At 67.3% G+C, this 24,949-nt stretch carries 20 protein-coding genes; 17 read left to right on the forward strand and 3 right to left on the reverse strand.

Annotated features, from left to right (window positions below):
• Positions 1-67: 67 nt before the first annotated feature.
• Positions 68-2,248 carry a DUF6351 family protein gene (locus AC6EI8_RS00220; RefSeq protein ID WP_498380937.1) on the reverse strand — a complete coding sequence of 727 codons (2,181 nt, stop codon included), beginning with the start codon at positions 2,246-2,248 and terminating at the stop codon, positions 68-70.
• A 403-nt stretch (positions 2,249-2,651) separates the two neighbouring features.
• Here AC6EI8_RS00220 and tcuA point away from each other — a divergent pair, with 403 nt between their 5' ends.
• The 13 genes from tcuA to AC6EI8_RS00285 all read left to right on the forward strand — a co-directional run bounded on the left by tcuA (position 2,652) and on the right by AC6EI8_RS00285 (position 18,216).
• Positions 2,652-4,094: an FAD-dependent tricarballylate dehydrogenase TcuA gene (gene tcuA / locus AC6EI8_RS00225; RefSeq protein ID WP_226105419.1), complete on the forward strand. Its 1,443-nt coding sequence runs from the start codon at positions 2,652-2,654 to the stop codon at positions 4,092-4,094.
• Complete coding sequence (gene tcuB, locus AC6EI8_RS00230) at positions 4,081-5,253, forward strand: tricarballylate utilization 4Fe-4S protein TcuB (RefSeq protein WP_498380938.1); 1,173 nt, start codon at positions 4,081-4,083, stop codon at positions 5,251-5,253. Before tcuA ends, tcuB begins: the two co-directional genes overlap by 14 nt.
• A gap of 48 nt (positions 5,254-5,301) precedes the next feature.
• Entirely contained in the window at positions 5,302-6,090 is a 789-nt protein-coding gene (locus AC6EI8_RS00235; RefSeq protein WP_498380939.1) for a class II aldolase/adducin family protein, read from the forward strand.
• 50 nt (positions 6,091-6,140) lie between these two features.
• Entirely contained in the window at positions 6,141-7,118 is a 978-nt protein-coding gene (locus tag AC6EI8_RS00240; protein ID WP_498380940.1) for a Bug family tripartite tricarboxylate transporter substrate binding protein, read from the forward strand.
• Positions 7,119-7,152: 34 nt separating this feature from the next.
• Positions 7,153-8,046 carry an amidohydrolase family protein gene (locus AC6EI8_RS00245; RefSeq protein ID WP_226105425.1) on the forward strand — a complete coding sequence of 298 codons (894 nt, stop codon included), beginning with the start codon at positions 7,153-7,155 and terminating at the stop codon, positions 8,044-8,046.
• A 97-nt stretch (positions 8,047-8,143) separates the two neighbouring features.
• Entirely contained in the window at positions 8,144-9,079 is a 936-nt protein-coding gene (locus AC6EI8_RS00250) for a Bug family tripartite tricarboxylate transporter substrate binding protein (RefSeq protein ID WP_498380992.1), read from the forward strand.
• A 26-nt stretch (positions 9,080-9,105) separates the two neighbouring features.
• Positions 9,106-10,113 (forward strand): D-2-hydroxyacid dehydrogenase, encoded by a 1,008-nt coding sequence (locus AC6EI8_RS00255; RefSeq protein WP_498380941.1) that lies wholly within the window; start codon positions 9,106-9,108, stop codon positions 10,111-10,113.
• Positions 10,114-10,239: 126 nt separating this feature from the next.
• Positions 10,240-10,719, forward strand: a complete 480-nt coding sequence (locus AC6EI8_RS00260; protein WP_498380943.1) for a cobalt-zinc-cadmium resistance protein — start codon at positions 10,240-10,242, stop codon at positions 10,717-10,719.
• Between the two features lie 80 nt (positions 10,720-10,799).
• On the forward strand, positions 10,800-12,116 hold the full coding sequence (locus AC6EI8_RS00265) for a TolC family protein (RefSeq protein ID WP_498380944.1): 1,317 nt from the start codon (positions 10,800-10,802) through the stop codon (positions 12,114-12,116).
• Positions 12,117-12,134: 18 nt separating this feature from the next.
• Positions 12,135-13,367: an efflux RND transporter periplasmic adaptor subunit gene (locus AC6EI8_RS00270; RefSeq protein WP_265634211.1), complete on the forward strand. Its 1,233-nt coding sequence runs from the start codon at positions 12,135-12,137 to the stop codon at positions 13,365-13,367.
• A 14-nt stretch (positions 13,368-13,381) separates the two neighbouring features.
• Complete coding sequence (locus AC6EI8_RS00275) at positions 13,382-16,546, forward strand: CusA/CzcA family heavy metal efflux RND transporter (protein ID WP_498380945.1); 3,165 nt, start codon at positions 13,382-13,384, stop codon at positions 16,544-16,546.
• A 112-nt stretch (positions 16,547-16,658) separates the two neighbouring features.
• A complete protein-coding gene (locus AC6EI8_RS00280; RefSeq protein ID WP_226105434.1) occupies positions 16,659-17,174 on the forward strand; it encodes a DoxX family protein in 516 nt (171 codons plus the stop codon).
• Between the two features lie 124 nt (positions 17,175-17,298).
• On the forward strand, positions 17,299-18,216 hold the full coding sequence (locus AC6EI8_RS00285; protein ID WP_498380993.1) for a LysR family transcriptional regulator: 918 nt from the start codon (positions 17,299-17,301) through the stop codon (positions 18,214-18,216).
• Between the two features lie 15 nt (positions 18,217-18,231).
• Here the strand turns inward: AC6EI8_RS00285 and AC6EI8_RS00290 are convergent, their stop codons facing one another.
• Together AC6EI8_RS00290 and AC6EI8_RS00295 are read right to left on the reverse strand one after the other, a co-directional pair.
• Positions 18,232-18,930 (reverse strand): SDR family NAD(P)-dependent oxidoreductase, encoded by a 699-nt coding sequence (locus tag AC6EI8_RS00290; protein ID WP_150083509.1) that lies wholly within the window; start codon positions 18,928-18,930, stop codon positions 18,232-18,234.
• 231 nt (positions 18,931-19,161) lie between these two features.
• A complete protein-coding gene (locus AC6EI8_RS00295) occupies positions 19,162-19,635 on the reverse strand; it encodes an Lrp/AsnC family transcriptional regulator (protein ID WP_498380946.1) in 474 nt (157 codons plus the stop codon).
• Between the two features lie 261 nt (positions 19,636-19,896).
• Here AC6EI8_RS00295 and hppD point away from each other — a divergent pair, with 261 nt between their 5' ends.
• The 4 genes from hppD (at position 19,897) to AC6EI8_RS00315 (ending at position 24,879) form a co-directional block, all read left to right on the forward strand.
• Positions 19,897-20,970, forward strand: a complete 1,074-nt coding sequence (hppD, locus tag AC6EI8_RS00300) for a 4-hydroxyphenylpyruvate dioxygenase (RefSeq protein ID WP_226105439.1) — start codon at positions 19,897-19,899, stop codon at positions 20,968-20,970.
• Between the two features lie 168 nt (positions 20,971-21,138).
• Positions 21,139-22,524, forward strand: a complete 1,386-nt coding sequence (locus AC6EI8_RS00305; protein WP_149318237.1) for an amino acid permease — start codon at positions 21,139-21,141, stop codon at positions 22,522-22,524.
• 96 nt (positions 22,525-22,620) lie between these two features.
• Positions 22,621-23,823 carry an amino acid aminotransferase gene (locus tag AC6EI8_RS00310; protein ID WP_226105441.1) on the forward strand — a complete coding sequence of 401 codons (1,203 nt, stop codon included), beginning with the start codon at positions 22,621-22,623 and terminating at the stop codon, positions 23,821-23,823.
• Between the two features lie 192 nt (positions 23,824-24,015).
• A complete protein-coding gene (locus tag AC6EI8_RS00315) occupies positions 24,016-24,879 on the forward strand; it encodes a hypothetical protein (protein WP_498380948.1) in 864 nt (287 codons plus the stop codon).
• Positions 24,880-24,949 lie beyond the last annotated feature (70 nt).

Below are 24,949 nucleotides of genomic sequence, written 5' to 3' on the forward strand. Positions count from 1 at the left end.
AGCCTCGCACGCGGCGCGGTAGGGAAGCGGGGCCGAACTGGCCCCGCTCCCGTACTTACCGCCAATCTCAAGACTTCGTAATATCAAACACCAGATTCACCGGCGACGGGCCGAACGATCCATTCGGCACCACGCCCGTTTGGTTGACCCCGCGCTGGGTCCAGTCGCAGACGCCGGTCGGGAAGATCGCGCGCAGGCGGTTCAGCTGATCGGGGGTGAACGGCACGCTGTAGTCGGCGGGATTGACCGGCTTCAACGTGCATTTCATCACGTCGCCGGCGATCGGGCCGCCGGCTGCGATGCGGGGCGCGGTCCACGAGGGGAACAGCGAATTGCAGGTCGTGTCCGGCGTGCTGCTCAGGGTCTGCGGTTCCGCGACGAAATCGGTCTGCGAACGCCAGCAACCGTCCACCGCATCCCGCGGCTTGTGCGTGACCACCCGCTGCCTCTGCGGCGCCTGCGATTTGTCGTCCTTGTAGGCAGCCACCCACCGGATGAACATGTCCCAGGCGGTATCGGCCGGCACCGGATTGCCGCGCCACATCACGTGGTTGGCGGTATCGCCGTTGGCGGCGAGCATCCGTTCGCGCAGCGCGAAATGGAACCACTGGTAGTGGTAGGCCGTGTCCTCGTTATAGACGCCCGTCACGTCCACCACGGGGATCGTCGCCAGTCCGCCGTTGCCGCCCAGTTGCAGGCCCGACTGCTGCGCGCGCAGGATCGCGCCGAGGTCGCCTGGCGAGCGCGCCGGGACGTAGTTCGCGTCCTGGTCGTAGCCGCCCACCTTCTCGTTCAGGTCGAGGAACTGATCGACGGTGATCCCTCCGCCGTTCAGCGCCGCCAGTCCGTATTGCACGCCGACGTTGTCGAACGGGCGCAGCGCGAAGCCGGTGGCCTTGTCGATGCCATAGATATTCCTGGCGGCGTCGTACACGGTCGGCCGTGCACCGGTCCGGTTATTGACCGGGTGATAGCGCACCTCCTGCGGCACGGCGGCGTTGAACACGCCCGACACATAGCCCGGATAATCCTGGCGCGCGGGGACCGGATCGGTACGTCCCGCCTGATTGGCGGCGTCCTCGAAGGCCTTGCGGCTCTTGTAGCCGGTCACCGCGGCGATCTGCGCATCGGTCAGCGCGTTGGGATTCCCCATGATGTAGTGCGTGATCAGGTGCCCATCCGAGCCCGACAGTGCGATCGACAGCGGGTCGGGGAAGGTGCAGGCGATCAGCACGCCGTCGAACAGGCCGGGAATGCGATCGGCGGGCTGGGCGCTGCCATAGGACCCGCCCGAGCAGCCGGCGCTGACGGTAAAGACCGGCACGCCGAAGGTCTCGATTACCGCCTCCTTGGACATCATCGCCGCCTCGCTGGCCAGCACCGCGTTGCAGTTGTTCGACGCGTGCTGCAGCGTATTGGCGAAGGTCGCGTAGCCCTCGCCGAGCCGCCTGACATTGAGCAGCGTGAAGTCGAACCCGGCGACCGAGATGTTGCCCTGCGCCGCGCCCTGGATGTACCAGCCGCCCGGGCAGCCGAAGCCCTCGACCGCTATCAGCCGCTTGTTCCATGCCTTCGGCGGTTTCAGCGGCGTGGGGGCCGACTCCCTGGTGGGGTCGTGCAGCACCGCGTTCTGGTAGATGCCGCGATTGACCGTACCGGTTTCCACGCGCACGACGAAGGGCACGGTGCGGCCGTCGAGCGTCGTCGTGCTGGCGACATCGGCGGGCAGCGAGGTGGTGCTCGGCATCGGCACCAGCGCGCCGCCGGTGTTCTTCTGATAGACGTAGTGCACGCGCGTGGCCACGCTGCAATTGGCATCGAGCGGCGGACCAAGGCGCGAGCCGTCCGGCAGCACGAAGCTCTCGGTCTGGCAGATGAACGGCGTTTGCCACGGCCCCGAAATCACCGGGCCGGTGATCGGGTAGTTGGTCATTCTGAGCGTGGCCGTTTCGCGGCCGATCTTGGCCGTCAGCGTATTTTCGCCATCACGCAGCCCTCCGAGGACAGCCTGGAGATGGCGAAGATCGTCCAGCAGCGGGCGGAATTCCCGCGTCACGTCGTTGCCGTTGAGTTCGATCCGCAGCGGGCGGCGGTCCAGCTTGATCTGGCGCGGCACGGTGATGTCGATCAACGCGTTGCCGCCGGTCACGTGATCGGGTGAGGAGGAAAGCAGCTGGATGGTAGGTGCCGCTTCGGGGCCGTCGTCATCGTCGTGGCCGCCGCCGCATGCTGTCAGGGCCGCAAGCATGGCGCATGCGAGCGCCATCCTGGGCCATCGCCGTAGGATGTTCATGTCGTCGACTCCTCTTCCGTAGTGAGTCGTGGTGGGTTGCAAGCCGCTCCGGGCTTGCGCCGACATGCATGCGTACGACGAGCTTAGTGTCCGGTCCTGCCAAATACAATGTCGAGGAAAGCTGACCAGGAGGCTGACCAGAAGCGGATATCGGGGACGGTACATCGCGCGCTCCAGGTGTGCCGAGCCCAGCGCTGAAACGCCCGGCGGCGCCTCCCGGTCGTACCCTTCACAATTCGTGAAGCCCCCATTCCGTCCGGCGCCTTAGCAGGGCCCCCAGGTATCGGTAGAGTCGCGTCAAACATCGACAAGACCGAACCGTGCCTTTCTTCCCCATGCCCTCATCCGAGGACGCCGCATGATCGACGTCCTGGTCATTGGCGGCGGCAACGCCGCCCTGTGCGCCGCGCTGATGGCGCGCGAAGCCGGTGCCTCCGTGCTGCTTCTCGAGGCCGCGCCGCGCGAATGGCGTGGCGGCAATTCGCAGCACACCCGCAACCTGCGCTGCATGCACGACGCGCCGCAGGACGTGCTGGTCGACGCCTATCCCGAAGAGGAATACTGGCAGGACCTGCTGAAGGTGACCGGCGGCATCACCGACGAGCACCTGGCCCGCCTGGTCATCCGCGCGTCGTCGAACTGCCGGGACTGGATGCGCCGCCATGGTGTCCGCTTCCAGCCGCCGCTGTCGGGCGCGCTGCATGTCGCGCGCACCAACGCCTTCTTCATGGGCGGCGGCAAGGCGCTGGTCAATGCCTACTACCGCAGCGCCGAGAAGCTGGGCGTGCAGATCCGCTATGAGGCGCCGGTCGATGCGATCGAGCTTGACGGAGACCGCTTCGTCGCGGCGCGCGTCGGCGGCGAGCGCATCGAGGCGCGCGCCTGCGTGCTGGCGGCCGGCGGCTTCGAATCGAACCGCGAATGGCTGCGCGAGGCCTGGGGCCAGAACGAGCGCGGCGAATGGCCCGCCGACAATTTCCTGATCCGCGGCACGCGCTTCAATCAGGGCGTGCTGCTCAAGTACATGATCGACGCCGGCGCGGACGCGATCGGCGATCCGTCCCAATCGCACTGCGTGGCGATCGACGCCCGCGCGCCGCTGTACGACGGCGGCATCTGCACCCGCATCGACTGCGTCTCGCTGGGCGTGGTGCTCAATGCCAACGCCGAGCGCTTCTACGACGAGGGCGAGGACTTCTGGCCCAAGCGCTATGCGATCTGGGGCCGTCTGGTGGCGCAGCAGCCCGGCCAGATCGGCTACTCGATCATCGACGCGAAGGCGATCGGCCGCTTCATGCCGCCGGTCTTCCCCGGCGTCACGGCCCGCACGCTGCCCGAGCTGGCGCGCAAGCTGGGCCTCGACGAGGCGACCTTCATGCGCACCGTCGGCGACTACAACGCGGCCTGCCGCGTCGGCACCTTCGACCATACGGTACTCGACGATTGCCATACCGAGGGCCTGGCGCCCGCGAAGACGCACTGGGCCCGCCCGATCGACACGCCGCCGTTCTACGGCTATGCGCTGCGCCCGGGCATCACGTTCACCTATCTCGGCCTGAAGGTCGACGACAAGGCCGCCGTGCATTTCGGCGGCAAGCCCAGCGCCAACCTGTTCGTGGCCGGCGAAATGATGGCGGGCAACGTGCTGGGCAAGGGCTATACGGCGGGCGTCGGCATGTCGATCGGCACGGCGTTCGGCCGCATCGCCGGCACGCAGGCGGCGCGGGCCGCCGCCGCACAACGGGGCGCCGCCGCGGCGCCCCGCACCGAATCTCTGGAACAGCAACATGCAACATCTTGAAGCCCTGACGCGCGAAGCGGCGGCGCTGGCGCAGGCCGCGCTGCCCCTGACGGCCGACGAAAGCGAAGTCGCGCGAACGCTGCAGATCTGCAATGCCTGCCGCTATTGCGAGGGCTTCTGCGCGGTGTTCCCGGCGATGACGCGCCGGCTCGAATTCGGCAAGGCCGATATCCACTACCTGTCGAACCTGTGCCACAACTGCGGCGCCTGCTTTCATGCGTGCCAGTACGCGCCGCCGCACGAGTTCGCGGTCAATATTCCGCAGGCGATGGCCAAGGTCCGCGTGCAGACCTATGGCGATTACGCGTTTCCCGCCGCGCTGGGCGGCCTGTACCGGCGCGCCGGGCTGGCGACCGCGCTGGCGCTGGCCGCGGGTCTCGCGCTGTTCCTGCTGATGGCGGTGGCGATGGGCGGCGGCCTGTGGCACGAGCCGATGGCCGGCAATTTCTACGAGATCTTCCCGCACAACCTGCTGGCGACGATGTTCGGCGTCGTCTTCCTGTTCGCGATCGTGGCGCTCGGCGTGGGCGTGACGCGCTTCTGGCGGCAGGTCTCCCCGGGCACGCGGCCGGGCGAATCGCGCGCCGCGGCCGCGACCGGCGCCGCCAATGACGCGCTGCGCCTGCGCTATCTCGACGGCGGCCACGGCGAGGGCTGCAACAACGAGGACGACGCCTTCACGCTGGCCCGCCGGCGCTTCCACCATTTCACCTTCTACGGCTTCATGCTGTGCTTCGCCGCGACGACGGTGGCGACGTTCTACCACTATGCGCTGGGCCTGCACGCGCCGTATGCGTATACCAGCCTGCCGGTGGTGCTCGGCACGCTGGGCGGCATCGGCCTGCTGATCGGTCCGGCGGGACTGTTGTGGTTGAATCTGCGCCGCGATCCGCGCACCGGCGACCCGGACCAGCGTCCGATGGACCGCGGCTTCATCGCGCTGCTGTTCCTGACCAGCGCGAGCGGCCTGGCGCTGCTGGCCTGGCGCGATACGGGCGCAATGGCGGCACTGCTGGCGGTGCATCTGGGCATCGTGATGGCGCTGTTCCTGACGCTGCCCTACGGCAAGTTCGCGCACGGCATCTATCGCAGCGCCGCGCTGCTGAAATGGCATATCGAAAAACGCCGGCCCAGCGATCTGGCGCTGGGGTCGGACTGAGTCCGGCGATCGAACGATCGATCGAACGAACACAAGGAGAGAGAGACCATGACCAAACCAGGCGTGTTGAACATCCCCTCGATGCGCGACCGTTGCAGCGAAGCCGAATGGCAGGCGCGCGTCGATCTGGCGGCCTGCTACCGGCTGGTGGAGCTCTATGGGATGGCCGACATGATGGCCAACCATATCTCGGTGCGCGTGCCGGACGAGGAGGGCGCCTTCCTGATCAACGCCTACGGCATGATGTACGAGGAGATCACCGCATCGAGCCTGATCAAGGTCGATCACGACGGCAACATCCTCGCCAAGCCCGACTTCGGCGCGCTGAACTACGGCATCAACAAGGCCGGCTACGTGATCCACAGCGCCGTGCACGCGGCGCGCCCCGAAGTGGCCTGCGTCATCCACACCCACAGCTGGGCCTCGATGGCGGTGTCCGCGCTGGAATGCGGGCTGTTGCCCCTCACGCAGACCGCGATGCGCTTCCTGAAGATCGGCTACCACGACTATCAGGGCGTGGTGCTCGATACCGCGGAACAGGCCTCGCTGATCGAGGACCTGGGCAAGAGCGAGGCGCTGATCCTACGCAATCACGGCGCGCTGACCGTCGGCAACACCGTCGGCGAGGCCTTCAACTGGATGCACCGGCTCGAACTGGCCTGCCGCGCGCAGATCGGCGCGATGTCGTGCAACACGCCGCTGCAGCAGGTCGGCCAGCAGGTGCTCGAGGCAACCTGGAACAACTACCAGCCCGGCACGCGGCGCCCCTACGGCGTGATGGAGTGGCCGGCGCTGCTGCGCAAGCTGGACCGGATCGATCCGAGCTATCGGGACTGAGCGCGGCGCCCCCCGCCGAACAAGAACAAGTTTGCAGGATGGAGACCACGATGAACCGCAGACGCCTGCTGGCGCAGATGCTGGCGCTTGGCGCCGCCCCCATGGTGATGACCGCCGCGCGTGCGCAGTCGCTGCCCAACAAGCCGGTGACGCTGGTGGTGCCGTTTGCGCCCGGCGGCAACCTCGACGTGGTCGCCCGCGCGATCGCGCCGGCGCTGGAGCAGGGCCTGGGCCGCAACGTGATCGTCGACAACCGGCCCGGCGCCGGCGGCGTGATCGGCGCCACGCTGGTGTCGCGGGCCGAGCCGGACGGCAGCACGCTGCTGGTCACCACGCCCAACGCGATCGTGGTGCTGCCGCGCATGACGAAGACCAACTTCAAGCTGGCCAGCTTCCATCCAGTCGGCCTGGTGTCGACCACCGCGCTGGTGGTGGTGGTCAAGGGCGACGACAAGCGCTTCCGCGATATCCAGTCGCTGCTGGCGTACGCGAAGAGCAACGCGGGCAAGCTCGCCGCCGGCCATGCCGGTCCGGGCACGACCAACCATATGGCGATGCTGCAGCTGGAAGACGCAGCCGGCATCCGGCTCAATCAGGTGCCCTACAAGGGCTCGGCGCCGGCGCTGGTCGACCTGATGGGCGGCCAGATCGACATGGTGGTGGACCAGCTGACCAGCTCGGCCCCGCATATCCAGTCCGGCGCGCTGCGCGCATTGGCGGTGATGTCGCGCGAGCGCGATGCGGCCTTGCCCAGGGTGCCGACGCTGCGCGAGGCCGGCCTGGCCAACTTCGAGGCGACCACCGCGACCGGCCTGCTGGCGCCGGCCGGCACGCCGGCCGCGGTGGTGGACACCATCAACGCCGCGCTGCGCAAGGCGCTGGCCGAAGGGGCGGTGAAGAGCCGGCTGCTGACGGTCGGCAGCGTCGCGCATCCATCGTCGCCGCAGGAGCTGTCGACGCTGCTGCAGCGCGAGGATGCACGCGCGCAGACGCTGGCGTCCGCGGGCCGGCTGAAGGCCGCGGAATGAGCGCCGGCATCCATTCGTCTTGGGAGCTGCCGCTATGACGCGCCCCTGCCTGCCTGCCCGCGAGCACATCACGCCGCCGGCCTTTCGCGCGCCGCCGGGCGCGTGCGACAGCCACGCCCATGTGTTCGGCCCGTTCGAGCGATTTCCGCTCGCCGGCGATCGCAGCTATACGCCGGCGGCCTATCCCGCCGAGGCGTTCATCGCGCATCTCGACGCGCTCGGCCTGACGCGCGGCGTGCTGGTGACCGCCAGCGCCAGCGGCACCGGCGCGGGCAACGCCGTGGTCGTCGATGCGCTGCGGCGCTATCCGACGCGGCTGCGCGGCATTGCCGTGCCGTCCGCCGATACCACCGACGCCGAGCTCGATGCCTGGCACGAAGCCGGCGTGCGGGGCGTGCGCATCAACCTGTATCGGGTCGACGGCCATGCGGTCTACCGCAACGGCGTCGGCATCGACGTGCTCGAAGCGATGGCACCGCGCCTGCGCGAACGAGGCTGGCACGCGCAGATCTGGATTCACGCGCCGGACCTGGTCGAACTGGGTCCGCGCCTGAAGGCGCTCGGCTTGCCGCTGGTGGTCGACCACATGGGCCGGATGTCGACCGCACGCGGGGTTGGCGACCCCGGCTTCCAGACGCTGTGCGCGATGCTGGCCGAGGGCGTGGCCTGGACCAAGATATCCGGGGCCGATCGCCTGAATCCCGGCGGCGCGCCTTACTACGAGGTGGACCCGTTCGCCACGGCGCTGCTGAAAGCCAATCCCGACCAGGTGGTCTGGGGCTCCGACTGGCCGCATATCAATTACTTCGAGCCGCACCTGATGCCCGACGACGGCGTGCTGTTCAACCTGCTGGCGCGCTGGCTGCCCGACGCGGAGGCGCGCGAACGCGTGCTGGTCACCAATCCGGCGCGGCTCTACGGCTTTTAGGTCCGTGACACACGGCGGTCGGCCATACACAACAAGCAACGAGGAGACAACGATGTTCCGTTTCACCAAACCGATCGTCCGCGCCATCGCGCCGGCGATGATCGCCGCCACCGCGGCTTTGACACCGCAGGTCCATGCGGCCGACTATCCCACCAAGCCGGTACGCGTGGTGGTGGCCTTCACCCCTGGCGGCACCACCGACATCCTGGCGCGCAATGTCAGTCAGCAGCTGGCGCAGCGCTTCAAGCAGTCGTTCGTCGTCGACAATCGTCCCGGCGCCGGCGGCAATATCGGCACGGAGTTCGTCGTCCGCGCGCCGGCCGACGGCTATACGCTGCTGGTCAATTCGGTCGGGCCGATCTCGATCAACCAGACGCTGTACAAGCGGCTGAGCTACGACCCGCTGACGGATCTGGTGCCGGTCGTGCAGATCGCCGATGTGCCGAACGTGCTGGTGGTCCATCCCTCGTTGCCCGTCAAGAACCTGGACGAGTTCGTCGCCTATCTGAAGGCCAACCCCGGCAAGCTGAACTACAGCTCGACGGGCGTGGGCACCTCCTCGCACCTGTCCGGCTTCATGCTGACCGAGCGGATCGGGGCACCCGCCACGCATATCCCCTACAAGGGCGCAGACGCGCTGAACGACCTGCTGTCCGCCCGCGTGCAGTTCATGTTCGCCACCATTCCGTCGGTGATCTCCCACATCCAGAGCGGCAAGCTGCGCGCGCTGGCCGTGACCAGCGCCAAACGCTCACGTTCGCTGCCCGATCTGCCGACGGTCGCCGAGAAGGGCTTCCCCGGCTTCGAGGCCGGTTCGTGGTTCGGCTTCTTCGCGCCCAAGGGCACGCCCGAGGCCGTCGTGATGAAGATCAACCGCGCCGTCAACGAGGTGCTGCCGTCGCTGCAGGCGCAGATGATCCGCGAGGGCGCCGATCCGGTCGGCGGCACGCCGCAGCAGTTCGGCAAGTTCACCCGCGCCGAATACCAGAAGTGGAAGCTCGTCGTGCGCGCCTCGGGCGCTTCGGTAGACTGAAGCCCCGCATCCGATACGCCGACACCATGACCGCTTCTCCGCGTGCCGCGCCATTGCGCATCCTGTTGTCCGAGCCGGCCCTGCAGGCCCATGGCGATGCCATCGCCGCGGTGCTGCAGGACCGTCCGTGGGCCGCGGTGCTCGCGCCCGCCATCGATGACCCGCGCGCCGTCGACGCCGATATCGCCTTCGTCTCGCGCGATGTCACCGGCCTGTCGACCAAGCATGAGGTATTGCCGTCGACGCAGCGCTTCTACACCGCGCTGCTCGAGGCGCCGTCGCTGCGCTGGACCCATGTGCATTCCGCCGGTGCCGACCGGCCGGTCTACATCCAGTTGCGGGAGCGCGGCGTCAAGGTGACCACCTCGTCCGGTGCCAATGCCAGCGTGGTGGCGCAAACGGCGTTGGCCGGTCTGCTGACGCTGGCGCGCCAGTTTCCCCGGATGCTGGCTGCGCAGCGGGAACGCCAATGGGCGCCGCTGATCGCCACCGGCATGCCGCGCGACCTGCACGGACAGACCGCGACCGTCGTCGGCTGGGGACCGATCGGCCAGCAGATCGGCGCGGTCCTGCACGCCCTCGGCATGCGTGTGGTGGCGGTGCGGCAACGTCCCGACTCAGCCGGCCCGGACTATCAGACCGTGACATACCGGACGCTGCCCGAGGTGCTGCCGCGCACGGACTGGCTGGTGCTGGCCTGCCCGCTGACCGACGAAACCCGTGGGCTGGTCGGCGCCGATGCGCTGGCGCGCTTGCCGGAAGGGGCGCACCTGATCAACGTCGCCCGCGGCGAAGTCGTCGACGAGCCGGCCCTGATCGCCGCGCTAAGCGAGGGCAGGCTCGCCGGCGCCTATCTGGATGTGTTTGCCCACGAGCCCTTGCCGGCCGAGTCGCCGCTGTGGGACATGCCCAACGTCATCGTGACGCCGCACAGCGCCGGTTTTTCCGATGGCAACGCGGCCCGGGTCGTCGACATCTTTCTCGACAGGCTGCGCGCGCTGGCGACACACGGCGATCCCGACGCGCGGGACTGACATCGCCGGCCGGCGCTTCGCATCGGTCTGAGGGGCAGGGGATGTTTGCGGTACACTGTGCCGCTCGCGGAGGCACCACGGGGGCATCAAGCCCTGCGCCGCCCGCAGCCCTTGTCCCGATCGTCGATGCGCCGGTTCTTCCTGATCCTTCTGGTATTGCTGTTGCCGCTCCAGTCCGCCTGGGCCGCGGCCACCGCGTATTGCCAGCACGAACAGCGGCCGGCGGCCAAATGGCATCTGGGCCATCATCAGCACGAGCATCGGGGCGACGGCAACGCCGAGGCCGGGACGTACGGCAAGGTCGTTGGCGGAGCCGATAACCGAGCTAATCTCGGTGCCGACAACGCGGCCGATCGCAACGCCGATTACAACGCCGATCACAACGCCACCACCAGGGCCGACGCCAATCACGGCACCGATGCCAAGGGCCTGTTCGATCCCGACTGCGGCATCTGCCATCTCGCTTCGCTGCCGTTCGCCTGCCCCGAGCCGGCCGTCCTGCCGGCGCTGCGCCTGCCGCGGACCGTGCTGGTGACGCACGATTTCCACTACACCTCTCTCCATCCCCGCGCCCCCGATCGCCCGCAGTGGCGTCGTCTCGCTTGAGCGGCGAGACGAACGGTTCGATTTCCTGCTGAATTCCCGTCTCGCCGGATTCCCTTGGTGTCTTTTCCAGGTGCAATTCGATGCGACGATTCATGGTGCCGCTGTGCATGGCGGCGATTCTTGTTGGTCCGGGCCGGGCTGGGGCACAGCCATCCCCGCAGTCAGCCTCTCAGCCATACGCTCAGCCATACCTTCAGCCATACCCACAAGCACAGCCAGTCGCGCCCGGGGCCTCCGCATGGCCACGGGAGGCCGCTGAACCGCTGACGGTCGACACGGCGCTGGCGCTGGCCGCCGCGGGCAATTTCTCTCTTTCGGCCGCGGCCAGGGAGCTCGACGCCACCGAAGGCGCGATTCGCCAGGCCCGCACGCTGCGCAATCCCGAAGTGGCGCTCGCCATGGAGGATACGCGGCGCGAGACCCGCGCCACCACGGCGCAGCTCAATCTGCCGATCGAACTGGGCGGCAAGCGCGCGGCCCGCATCTCCGCCGCCGAGCTGGGCCGCGACGTCGCCCAGGCGCAATGGCGCAGCACCCAGGCCGACTTGCGCGCCACGGTGATCGCCGCCTTCTTCGGCGTGGCGGTGGCCCAGGAGCGCGTCAGGCTGGCCGCCGCCTCGGTCGACATCGCGCGCAAGGGCACCGATGCGGCGGCAAGACGCGTCGCCGCGGGCAAGGTCTCGCCGCTGGAGGAGACCCGGGCCGCGGTGGAGCAGGCCAATGCCGAACTGGAACTGGCCGACGCCACGGCCGAACTGCAGTCGTCCCGGCAGGCGCTGGCCGCGCTGTGGGGCAATGCCTCGCCGCAATTCACCGAAGTCCGCGGCGACCTCGATGCGCTGCCGTCCCGTCCCGCGCCCGAGCAGCTGCTGGCCGCGCTGGAGGACTCGCCGCTGCTGCAGAGCAGCCGTCTCGAAGTGGGACGCCGGCAGGCGCTGGTCGATGTCGAACACAGCCGCCGCTATCCCGATATCACGGTCAGCGTGGGCACCAAGCGGGACAACGAGGCCAATCGCACCATGCCGGTGCTCGGCGTGGCGATACCGCTGCCGCTGTTCGACCGCAACCAGGGCAATCTGTACGAATCGATCCGGCGCGCCGACAAGGCCGCGGACGAATTTCTTGCCAACCGCATCCGGCTGACCAACGAGCTGCAACAGGCGAGCAACCAGCTGACGGTATCGCGCAGCTCCGCGCAGACGCTCAAGACCACCGTGCTGCCCGCGGCCGAGCGCGCCTACGAGGCCGCCACGCGCGGCTTCGAGGCCGGCAAGTTCGACTTCCTGAACGTGCTCGACGCCCAGCGCACGCTGTTCCAGGCGCGCATCCGCTACCTCGGCGTGCTGGCCCGCGCCTATCAGGCGGCTACCACCATCGACCGCATCGTCGGACGCTGATCAGGACCGATTTCAATCATGGCAATCACACCGAAGCAAAAGGCCGCCATCGCGGCCATTCTCGCGGCCGGCACGCTGGCGACCGCGGCCGTGCTGCTGACCGGCCGCTCAGGCTCGGACCCACACGGCGCGCATGACGCCCACGGCGACGCGCACGCGCATGGCGCCGGGCAGGCATCCGCTTCCGCCGCGACGCCGGCCGCGGACAAGCATGCCGACGCCGACGCGCCCATCGCGCTGACCGACGAACAGATCCAGCGCGCCGGCATTGCGATCGAGACCGCCGGCCCCGCGACGATCCAGTCGGGACTGCAGTTTCCCGGCGAAATCCGCTTCAACGAGGACCGCACCGCGCACGTGGTGCCGCGTCTGGCGGGCGTCGCCGAAAGCGTGCCGGCCACGCTGGGCGAGCAGGTCAGGAAGGGGCAATTGCTGGCGGTGATCGCCAGCACCGCGCTGTCGGATCAGCGCAGCGAGCTGCTTGCCGCGCAACGCCGCATGGAGCTTGCCCGCGCGACCTACCAGCGCGAACGCAAGCTGTGGGAAGAAAAGATTTCCGCCGAGCAGGACTATCTGCAGGCCAGGGCGGCGCTGGAGGAGGCCCGCATCGCCGTGCAGAACGCGCAGCAGAAGCTGACCGCGGTCGGTGCCACGCCTTCGGCGGCGCGGCTCAACCAGTTCGAGCTGCGCGCGCCATTCGACGGCGTCATCGTCGAGAAACACCTGGCCCTGGGCGAGGCCGTGGCGGACAACGCCAATATCTTCACGATCTCGGACCTGTCGACCGTCTGGGCCGAATTCGTCGTTGCCGCCAAGGATCTGGAACACGTGCGCGTCGGTGAGACGGCGCGGATCCGATCGGCCGCGTCCGACGGCAAGGCCGAAGGGAAGATCTCGTATGTCGGCTCGCTGCTGGGCGAGCAAACCCGCACGGCCAAGGCGCGCGTGACGCTGACGAATCCGAATCTGGCCTGGCGGCCCGGCCTGTTCGTCACGGTCGAGGTGCTGACCGCCAAGGCGGCAGTTCCCGTCGCGGTGCAGGCCGATGCGATCCAGGAAGTCGACGGCAAGCGCGTGGTGTTCGTTGCCGGCCCGAAGGGCTTTGTCGCGCAACGCGTCGTGCCGGGACGCAGCGACGGCCAGCTGGTCGAGATCCGCGAGGGGCTTCGCCCGGGAGTGCGCTATGCCGCCCGCAACAGCTTCGTGCTGAAGTCCGACCTCGGCAAGGACGCTGCCGGGCACGAGCACTGACACGGGAGGTCGCCATGTTCGAACGTGTCATCCGTTTCGCCATCGTGCAGCGCTGGCTGGTGCTGCTCGCCGTGCTCGGCATGGCGGTATTGGGCGCGCTCAGCTACACGCGCCTGCCGATCGACGCCGTGCCCGACATCACCAACGTCCAGGTCCAGATCAATACCTCGGCGCCGGGCTATTCGCCGCTGGAGACGGAGCAGCGGATCACCTATCCGATCGAAACCGCGATGGCGGGCCTGCCGGGCCTCGAGCAGACCCGTTCGCTGTCGCGCTACGGGCTGTCGCAGGTCACCGTGATCTTCCACGAAGGCACGGACATTCATTTCGCACGCCAGCTCGTGAACCAGCGCATCCAGGAGGCCACGGAGAGGCTGCCGGCCGGCGTGTCGCCGGCCATGGGGCCGATCTCGACGGGACTGGGCGAAATCTATCTGTGGACCGTCGAGGCCGAGGAGGGCGCGCGCAAGCCGGATGGCTCGCCCTACACGCCGACCGATCTGCGCGAGCTGCAGGACTGGGTCGTCAAGCCGCAATTGCGCAATGTGCCGGGCGTCACGGAGGTCAATTCGATCGGCGGCTTCGACAAGGAATACCTGGTCGCGCCGAGCCTGGAAAAGCTGGCCTCGTATGGACTGACGCTGGCCGATGTCGTCAGCGCGCTCTACCGCAACAACGACAATGTCGGTGCCGGCTATATCGAGCGCAGCGGCGAACAGTATCTGGTGCGCGCGCCGGGCCAGGTCCGCAGCGAGGCCGACATCGGCGACGTGATCGTCGGCAGCGCACAAGGGCAGCCCATCCGCGTGCGCGATATCGCCGAGGTCGGCATCGGCAGGGAGCTGCGCAGCGGCGCCGCCACCGAGAACGGCAAGGAGGTGGTGCTGGGTACCGTCTTCATGCTGATGGGCGAGAACAGCCGCGCGGTGGCGCAGGCGGTCGGCGAGCACGTCGACGCGATCAACCGCACCTTGCCGAAGGGCGTCCGCATCGTGCCGGTCTACGATCGGACCCGGCTGGTCGACAAGGCGATCGCCACCGTCAAGAAGAACCTGCTCGAGGGCGCGGTGCTGGTGATCGCGGTACTGTTCCTGTTTCTCGGGAATATCCGCGCGGCCATCATCACGGCGCTGGTGATTCCGCTGTCGATGCTGTTTACCTTTACCGGCATGGTCAGCTATCGGATCAGCGCGAACCTGATGAGCCTGGGCGCGCTGGACTTCGGCATCATCGTCGACGGCGCGGTGGTGATCGTCGAGAACTGCGTGCGGCGACTGGCCCATGCGCAGGCGCATCGCGGCAGGCCGCTGACCCGGTCGGAGCGCTTCGAAGAGGTGTTCGCCGCCGCGCGCGAGGCGCGGCGGCCGCTGCTGTTCGGCCAACTGATCATCATGATCGTCTATCTGCCGATCTTTGCGCTGACCGGCGTGGAAGGCAAGATGTTCCACCCGATGGCGTTCACCGTGGTGCTGGCCTTGCTGGGCGCGATGCTGCTGTCGGTGACGTTCGTGCCGGCCGCCGTCGCGCTGTTCATCGGCGAGCGCGTCGCCGAGAAGGAAAACCGGCTGATGGCATGGGCGAAGCGGCGCTATGCGGTCTGGCTGGAGCGGTCGCTGGCGAATGCGCCGGTCGTGCTGACCTTTGCCGGCGTAGCCGTCGTGCTTTCGCTGGCCATGGCGTCCCGACTCGGCAGCGAGTTCATTCCCAATCTGAACGAGGGCGATATCGCGATCCAGGCCCTGCGCATTCCCGGCACGAGCCTGTCGCAGTCGGTCGAGATGCAGAAGCAGCTCGAAACGACGCTGATGGCGAAATTCCCCGAGATCGAGCGCGTGTTTGCGCGTACCGGCACCGCGGAGGTGGCGTCCGACCCGATGCCGCCCAATATCTCCGACGGCTACATCATGCTGAAGCCGCGATCCGAATGGCCGCAGCCGGCCAGGACACGCGAGGCGCTGCTCGGAGCGATGCAGGATGAGGTCGCCAGGCTGCCAGGCAATCGCTACGAGTTCTCGCAGCCGATCCAGCTGCGCTTCAACGAGCTGATCTCGGGCGTTCGGTCCGACGTCGCGGTCAAGGTCTTCGGCGACGATCAGGCGGTGCTCGACCGGACTGCCGAACGCATTGCGGCGGTGCTGCGGGACGTGCCCGGCGCATCCGAGGTCAAGGTCGAGCAGACTACCGGCCTGCCGATGCTGACCGTCGGCATCGACCGGCACAAGGCGGCGCGCTACGGGCTCAATCTGGCCGATATCCAGGACGCCGTGGCGATCGCCATCGGCGGCAAGGAGGCGGGCATCTTCTACCAGGGCGATCGGCGCTTCGACATCATCGTAAGACTGCCCGATACGGTCCGGCAGGACATCGAGGCGCTGCGCCGGCTGCCGATCGCATTGCCCAAGGGCGGAGGGGCCGATGCTCGAGTCAGCTATATCCCGCTGGCCGAGGTCGCGACGATCGAGATCGCGCCCGGCCCGAACCAGATCTCGCGCGAGAACGGCAAGCGGCGCGTCGTCGTCAGCGCCAATGTCCGCGGCCGCGATATCGGCAGCTTCGTGCCCGAAGCGCGGGCCGCGATCGACAAGGCGGTCAGCGTGCCGGCCGGCTACTGGCTGGGCTGGGGTGGCACCTACGAGCAGTTGCGCTCGGCCACGGCCCGGCTGCAGATCGTCGTGCCGGTCGCCTTGCTGCTGGTCTTCGTGCTGCTGTTTGCGATGTTCAACAACATCAAGGACGGCATGCTGGTGTTTACCGGCATTCCGTTTGCGCTGACCGGCGGCATCCTGGCGCTGTGGCTGCGCGGCTTGCCGCTGTCGATCACCGCGGCGGTCGGCTTTATCGCGCTGTCGGGCGTTGCGGTGCTCAACGGCCTGGTGATGCTGTCGTTCATCCGCACGCTGCGCGACGAAGGCAAGCCGCTCGACGAGGCGATCCGGCTCGGCGCGCTGACGCGGCTGCGCCCGGTACTGATGACGGCGCTGGTCGCCTCGCTGGGCTTCGTGCCGATGGCAATCGCCACCGGCACCGGCGCCGAGGTGCAACGGCCGCTCGCCACCGTGGTGATCGGCGGCATCCTGTCATCGACCGCGCTGACGCTGCTGGTGCTGCCAGTGCTGTATCGGCTCGCGCATCGGCGCGATGCGGTAGTGCCGGCCGCTGCCGTGCCGCGCTCTGCCTGATTGTTGGAGTCCATTGGAAACACAAGCCAATGGCGGCCGGATTGTCCGCTCCGGCCGCCATCGACAGAATGGGCTCCATCGCGGCCGGGGTGCCGCAGTGGTGGAGAGAGACATGACGAAGCGAATCATCGAAGAGGGGCAGCCGGGGCCGGCAGTTGCCGGGATGTCCGATGGATCGGTGCGGCGCCGGCACGCCGCTGGCGCGCGCTTTGAACCCGTCGCCTATCTGCTGCTCCGCATCGTCTTCGGCATCGTGATGATGACCCACGGCCTTCCCAAGCTGCTGGGCACCAGCCACGGCTCGATGGCCGATCCAATGGCGGGCGCGACGCGGCTGATTGCCGAGGTCCTGCATCTGCCCGGCGCGCCGGTGCTCGCCTGGCTGGTGGCCGTGCTTGAGACCTTCGGCGGTGCGATGCTGGTGGCCGGGGCATGGACCCGGCCGCTGGCAGCGCTGATGACGGTGCAGATGATCGCGATCTGCTATATCCACCGGCAGCACTTCGCGTGGATCGACCGGGGCATGGAATATCCGCTGGTGCTGCTGGCCGTGGTGCTGCTGATCGCCGCGCGAGGCGGCGGAGCGTGGTCGGTCGATGCCGCGCTGCATGCGCGCCGGCGGGCCTAGAGCAGGCCGGCACGGCCCGGCGCGGCCCGGCGGCAGCGCGCCGCCACGGCAAGGAAAGGATTGACCGCCGCCCGATCGATCTGTTAATTCTGCCGGACCTTCAATGCAGATCGATCCCAACGGCATGGACCGCTTCGACGCCTTGCAACTGTTTACCCGCATCGTGGAGCTCGGCAGCTTCTCCGGTGCCGCCAATGCGCTCAATATCCCGCGCGCCACGGCCACGCATGCGATCAAGGAACTGGAGGCGCGGCTCGGCGCCCGGCTGCTGGAACGCACCACACGCCAGGTCCGCCCCACGCTCGACGGCCAGGCGTTCTACGAGCGCAGCAAGCGCGTGCTCGCCGAACTCGAGAATGCCGAGACCTCGCTGAGCAGCCACGCCACCGATCCGCGCGGCACGCTGCGGCTCGATCTGCATGGCACGCACGCGGCGATGATCATCCTGCCGCGCATCGGCGAATTCCACCAACGCTATCCGCATATCGAGTTGGCGATCAGCAGCGGCGACCGGCTGGTCGATCTGATCGGCGAGGGCATCGATTGCGTGGTCCGGGCCGGCGTGCCGCGCGAGTCCTCGCTGGTGGCGCGACGGCTCGCCAACCTGACCGAGGTGATCTGCGCCAGCCCGGCCTATCTGGACCGGCACGGCGTGCCCCGCCACCCGGACGAACTCGCCCGGCATCAGGGCGTGGGCTTTTTCGCCCGCAATCACGATTACCGCTATCCGTTCACCGTGCGCGTCGACGGCGAGGTGGTCGAATACCAGCCACGCGGCTGGATCACCGTCAGCGACGCCGAGTGCTATACGCAGGCCGGGCTGGCCGGCTGCGGTTTGATCCAGGTGCCGCGCTTCCGCATCGAGGACCATCTGCGCACGGGCCGGCTGGTGCAGGTGCTGGCCGATTGGCCGTGTCCGGAGCTGCCGGTGTCGGTCATGTACACCTCGCAGCGCCAACTGGCGCCCCGAGTGCGGGTCTTTGTCGACTGGGTGTCGGCGCTGTATGAAGAGCGCTTCGGGCCGGTGCGGGCTGGCGTTTGATTCCAGCCGCGCGCGTCAGGCGCGATTGACCACCGGCAGCAGCGCGCCGTGAATCGCGCGGGCCGCGTCGGAGGCCAGGAACAGGATCGCGTCGGCCAGCGCCGCGGGATCGACCCAGCGCGAGGCATCGGCGTCGGGCATCGCTGCGCGGTTTTCCGGGGTGTCGAGCACGCTGGGCAGCACGGCGTTGACGTGCACGCCCTGGTCGCGCACCTCCGCCGACAGCGCCTCGGTCAGCCGCGCCAGCGCGTCCTTCGACGCGCAGTAGGCACCCATCTGCGCCAGTCCGCGCGCGGCCGAGTTCGCGCCGACATTGACGATCCTGCCGCCGCCGGCCGCGATCATGTGCGGCACCACCGCGCGCGACACGTTCAGCACCGTACGCAGGTTCAGGTCGAACATCCGCTCCCACTGGGCATCGGCGCCCTCGCCGACGACCGGACCCATGCCGAAGCCCCCCGCCAGATTGCAGACCACGTCGATGCGCTGGCAGCTGCCGATCGCCTGTTCGATCGCGCGCTTGACCGCGCCGGCGTCGAGCAGGTCGGCTTCCACCGCGAGATGCGCGCCGGCCGGAAGGGCGGGGCTGACGCCCGGGCGGTCCACCAGCACCAGGCGGGCGCCGGCACGCGCGAAGGCGTCGGCGACGGCGCGGCCGAGGTTGCCGGCCGCGCCGGTGATGAGGACGGTCTTGTCGTGGAAGTCGAATGCCATGTCAGGTCTCCAGGGAATGCGTTGCATCGCGCCGCTGACGTCGGCGGATGCGGCCGGCGTCCCGATGTATGTCGGCCGATGCGGCCGGCGCCCAGTGTATGGCGACGCGCCCAACAGGATGTTGCGATTGCGGCTCGGGCTAACCCTGTGTCGCGGCAGAAAATTGCGGCACCGCGCCGGTCCAGGCGTGAGAGGCCTCGGCGGCGTCCCCGAGTTGTCTAAAAAAGTCGTCTACAGATCCAGCGGCATCGCGCTGGTGCACTTGATTTCGTCGAGGCAGACGCTGGAGCGCACGCCGCTGACGCCCGGAATCCGCATCAGCGCATCGAGCAGGAAGTCCGACAGCGACTTCAGGTCCCGCGCGACCACCTTCAATACATAGTCGATATCGCCCGTCACGGAGAAGCACTCCTGGATCTGGGCCAGCTCGGTCACCAGGCCCTTGAACTTAGACAGGTCGCGGATATGCCCGCGCTCCATCGTCACATGGATGAAGGCCACCACGCCGAAGCCGAGCATGGCGCCGTCGAGCCGGGCCTCGTAGCGCTTGATGATGCCGCTTTCCTCCAGGCGGCGGTGACGCCGCAATGTCTGGGCCGGCGACAGGTTGATGGCCTCGGCCAGTTCCAGGTTGGAGGCGCGGCCGTGCTCCTGCAGGACGTCCAGCAGGCGGCGGTCGGTGCGGTCCAGTTCGATCGAATGCATCTTTATTTCTCCAGAGCCATATTTGATGAAATGTTATCTCACATCCTAGGGTTTCCCTGTGGTTTTAACGAAATCCAATTTGGCGCCGCGAAATATAAACTGCATCGCATCGCTGCATGCGTTCGACCCTCAGGCGATATGTCGGGGCCCTGCTGGGACCCGACACCCGCCGGCGCGATTCGACGCATGAGCAGCCGAAATAATATTTCCCGGGGGATGCCCCGGCATCCCGGACCCACAACCCACTTGCCAGAAGACGATATGAGCGATCTCTTTGACAACCCGATGCAGCTGATGGGCTTTGAATTCGTCGAATTCGCCTCGCCGACGCCGAATGTGCTGGAGCCCCTGTTCGAACAGATGGGCTTCACGCTGGTGGCCCGCCACCGCTCCAAGGACGTGGTGCTGTATCGCCAGGGCGACGTCAATTTCATCGTCAATCGCGAGCCGAACAGCCTGGCCGCGTACTTCGCCGCCGAGCACGGCCCCAGCGCCTGCGGCATGGCGTTCCGCGTCAAGGACTCGCACAAGGCCTATGCCCGCGCGCTCGAGCTCGGCGCGCAACCGGTGGAGATCCCGACCGGCCCGATGGAACTGCGCCTGCCGGCGATCAAGGGGATCGGCGGCGCGCCGCTGTACCTGATCGACCGTTTCGAGGACGGCAAGAGCATCTACGACATCGACTTCGAATTCATCGAAGGCGTGGACCGCCGCCCGGCCGGACATGGCCTGAAGCTGATCGACCACCTGACGCACAACGTCTACCGTGGCCGCATGGCGTACTGGGCGGACTTCTACGAGAAGCTGTTCAACTTCCGCGAGATCCGCTACTTCGACATCAAGGGCGAATACACCGGCCTGACCTCGAAGGCGATGACCGCGCCGGACGGCAAGATCCGCATTCCGCTGAACGAGGAATCGCAGAAGGGCGGCGGCCAGATCGAGGAATTCCTGATGCAGTTCAACGGCGAAGGCATCCAGCACATCGCCTTCCTGTGCGACAACCTGATCGAGGTCATCGACAACCTGCAGCTGTCGGGCGTGCCGCTGGCCACCGCGCCGAACCAGTACTACTACGACAACCTGGCCAAGCGCCTGCCCGGCCATGGCCAGCCGGTCGACCAGCTGCAGGCCCGCGGCATCCTGCTCGACGGCACCACCGAGGGCGGCCAGCGCCGCCTGCTGCTGCAGATCTTCTCGAAGCCGCTGCTGGGTCCCGTGTTCTTCGAGTTCATCCAGCGCGAAGGCGATGAAGGCTTCGGCGAAGGCAACTTCAAGGCGCTGTTCGAATCGCTCGAGCGTGACCAGATCGAGCGGGGCGTGCTGAACGTCTGATCCGTCAGCTCGTCGGCGACCCCGGCCGCTCGCGTCGGGATTGTTCACAGGGTCATATCCACCGACTGCCCGGCGCTACCCGCGCCGCGGCAGCGCACAGCCATAAGCGCCCGCCCCCATAGAGGCGCCCGGCTATCATTCCAAAAGAATGGGTAGAGGAAACACTTCATGCATGCAGATCAATCGGACCGCTCGCTCAAGCGCGGCCTGAAGAACCGGCACATCCAGCTGATCGCGCTGGGCGGTGCCATTGGCACGGGCCTGTTCCTGGGCATTGCCCAGACCATCAAGATGGCGGGCCCCTCGGTATTGCTGGGCTATGCCGTCGCCGGCATCGTCGCCTTTTTCATCATGCGCCAGCTCGGCGAGATGGTGGTCGACGAGCCGGTGGCGGGCTCCTTCAGCTATTTCGCCGACAAGTACTACGGCCATTTCGCCGGCTTCATGTCGGGCTGGAACTACTGGGTGCTCTATATCCTGGTCAGCATGGCCGAGCTGTCGGCGGTCGGCATCTACGTCCAGTACTGGTGGCCGGAGATTCCGACCTGGGTGTCGGCATTGGCCTTCTTCCTGATCATCAACGCGGTCAACCTGGCCAGCGTCAAGTCCTTCGGCGAGACCGAGTTCTGGTTCTCGATCGTCAAGGTCGCGGCGATCATCGGCATGATCGGCTTCGGCGGCTATCTGCTGGTGTCCGGCGAGGCAGGCCCGCAGGCCTCGGTCGCCAACCTGTGGCAGCACGGCGGCTTCTTCCCGAACGGCGTGTCCGGCCTGGTGATGGCGATGGCGGTGATCATGTTCTCGTTCGGCGGCCTGGAGCTGGTGGGCATCACCGCGGCCGAGGCCGATTCGCCCGAGAAGACCATCCCCAAGGCGACCAACCAGGTCATCTATCGCATCCTGATCTTCTATGTCGGCGCGCTCGGCGTGCTGCTGTCGCTGTACCCGTGGGAGAACGTCGCCAGCGGCGGCAGCCCCTTCGTGCTGATCTTCCATGCGCTGAACAGCAACTGGGTCGCCAACGTGCTGAACGTGGTGGTGCTGACCGCGGCGCTGTCGGTCTACAATAGCGGGGTTTACTGCAACAGCCGCATGCTGTTCGGCCTGGCACGCCAGGGCAACGCCCCCAAGGCGCTGCTGAAGGTCAACCGGCGCGGCATTCCGGTGGTGGCCCTGGGCGCATCGGCGGCTGCCACCGCGGTCTGCGTGCTGATCAACTACCTGATCCCGGGCAAGGCCTTCCAGCTGCTGATGGGCCTGGTGGTGTCGGCCCTGATCATCAACTGGGCGATGATCAGCGTGATCCATCTGAAGTTCCGCGCCCACAAGCGCAGCGCCGGCCTGACCACGCGCTTCCAGAGCTTCGGCTACCCGCTGACCAATTACCTGTGCCTGGTCTTCATGGCCGGCATCCTGGTGATCATGTACCTGACGCCGGACCTGCGCCTCTCGGTCTATCTGATCCCGGTGTGGCTGGGCGTGCTGGCCGTGTGCTACCGGCTGCGGAACAAGGACGCGGCGCAGGCGCTGCCGCAGGGCGCACCGGTGCGCTGAGGCAGTGACGGCAATGCGAGGCGGCGCCCGGCGCCGCTCGCGACGCCGCGCGTCATCTCCGATCTTGCATCGGTCTCAATCTGGCTTGAGGTTTTCATGTTTGCTCATATCGACGCCTACCCCGGCGACCCCATCCTGTCCCTGAACGAGAACTTCGCGCAAGACCCGCGTCAGGACAAGGTCAATCTGACGATCGGCGTCTGCTTCGACGACGAAGGCCGCCTGCCGCTGATGGCCGCGGTGCGCGAAGCAGAAGCCGCGCTGGTCGCCGACCAGGGTCCGCGCCCGTATCTGCCGATGGCCGGTATCGCCGGCTATCGCCAGGCCGTGCAGAAGCTGGTGTTCGGCGAGAACAGCCCCGCGCTGGCCGAGGGCCGCGTCGCCACCATCCAGACACTGGGCGGTTCGGGCGCGCTGCGCGTCGGCGCCGATTTCCTGAAGCGCTATTTCCCCGAGGCGCAGCTGTGGATCAGCGATCCGAGCTGGGACAACCATCGCGTGGTGTTCGAGCGCGCCGGCTTCCAGGTCAACAGCTATCCGTACTATGACGACGCCACCGGCGGCCTGCGCTTCGACGCGATGATCGACGCGCTGCGCCAGGTGCCGAAGGGCCATGTGGTGCTGCTGCACGCCTGCTGCCACAACCCGACCGGCGTGGACCTGAACGAGGCGCAATGGCGCGAAGTCATCGCCGTGGTCAAGTCGCGCGGGCTGCTGCCCTTCGTCGACATGGCCTATCAGGGCTTCGGCACCGGCCTGCAGGACGATGCCTTCGTGATCCACGAACTCGTGCGCGAAGGCGTGCCGTGCCTGGTCGCCAATTCGTTCTCGAAGAACTTCTCGCTGTACGGCGAGCGCTGCGGCGGCCTGTCGGTGGTCTGCGCGAACGCCGAGGAAGCCGGCCGCGTGCTGGGCCAGCTGACCGGCGCGGTGCGCGCCAACTACAGCAACCCGCCGACGCACGGCGCCCGCATCGTCGGCAAGGTGCTGACCACGCCGGCGCTGCGCCAGTCGTGGGAGGCCGAACTGGCCGCCATGCGCGAGCGCATCGCGGCGATGCGCACGGCGATCCACGGCAATTTGCAGCGCCTGGTCGGCGATGCGGACCTGTCGCGCTATCTGGCGCAGCGGGGCATGTTCACCTATACCGGCCTGTCCGCCGAGCAGGTCGATACGCTGCGCACCGAGCACGGCGTCTATCTGGTCCGCTCGGGCCGCATGTGCGTGGCCGGCCTGAACCACGGCAATGTGGCGGTGGTCGCGAAGGCGATCGCCGGCGTGATGGCCGCGAAGGGCTGATCGCGTAGTTCTGCCTCTAGAAAGCCGAAACCCCGCTTGCGCGGGGTTTCGACTCTAATCACGGAGGCCCGTCCGACCTCGGACCACCCCCGTCTCAAGCGGAAATATTACAGCCACTGCCCGTCTAAAATCAACATCCGTGGAGAGGAAAGCCAGATATATTTCCGGCTTTTCATCCCTGTGCGCGGTGGCATGCAAGTCCATCTGACAGAGCGGCGGTTGGCCGCCGTACGCCGTTTCTTCCAATGCAGCTCAAAGAGCGATCTCTTGGGCTGCTACACCTGGTGCCAAGCATTGTCGGGGGCGCTCCTGCCGCTTCTCAATGATTTTGAGGTCACGTTGCGCAATGCGTTGCATAGAGCCTTGTCTCAGTTCTATGCGCAGACCGATTCGGCGCCGTGGATGCTTCCACTTGCGGGTCCAGTACACGCCGGCGCTCCAACACCGAAGACGCCTCATTCCATGCCGCCTCAGGATCGGCATGAGATTCATAAGTTTGTGGACCGGCGCTCCCGCAAAGGAAAGACCATCAGCCAGGATGACGTTGTTGCATCGGCCTCATTTGGCTTCTGGGAGCAATTGGTGAACGGGCTTGGCCGGTCCAACCATCCGCCCGCGTTGCAACAGTCAGTTCTTCAGATGGCGTTTCCATACGCGCCTGTTGGCACCCAGTATGGCTCTGAAGACTTCAGAAACCGTCTGGTAAGACTGCTGCGCTCCGTTCGCGATGTTCGCAACCGTGTTGGCCATCATGATGCCATTTGGGGAATGCCTGAGTTCGACGCGTACGGGCATATCGGTTTCATCCCACGTCGACCGCGCCATACGGTCGTCAGCGCGAAGCTGTTCGCGCAGCGACTTGTTTGGATCGCCTCCTGGATTGACCCAGAGATTGCGGCGCACATAAGGCGATCAGAACATTGGGAACGGCTTCACAAGGTCCTTTCGCGTTGTGCGCTCACTGCATACCGGCGGCGTGCTGGCCGTGCCGGCTGCCACGAGGCGGTTCTTAAGGGCGGTACGCGGCTCGGACCTCGCCGAACGTTGCACTACTGAAGGATGCAGCCAATACGCGGACGAGCGATAGCGGACGCGGGATGATCAACGGTCTATCGGACAGCAGTAC

The sequence above is a fragment of the Cupriavidus sp. R6-3 genome (genome assembly GCF_059772245.1).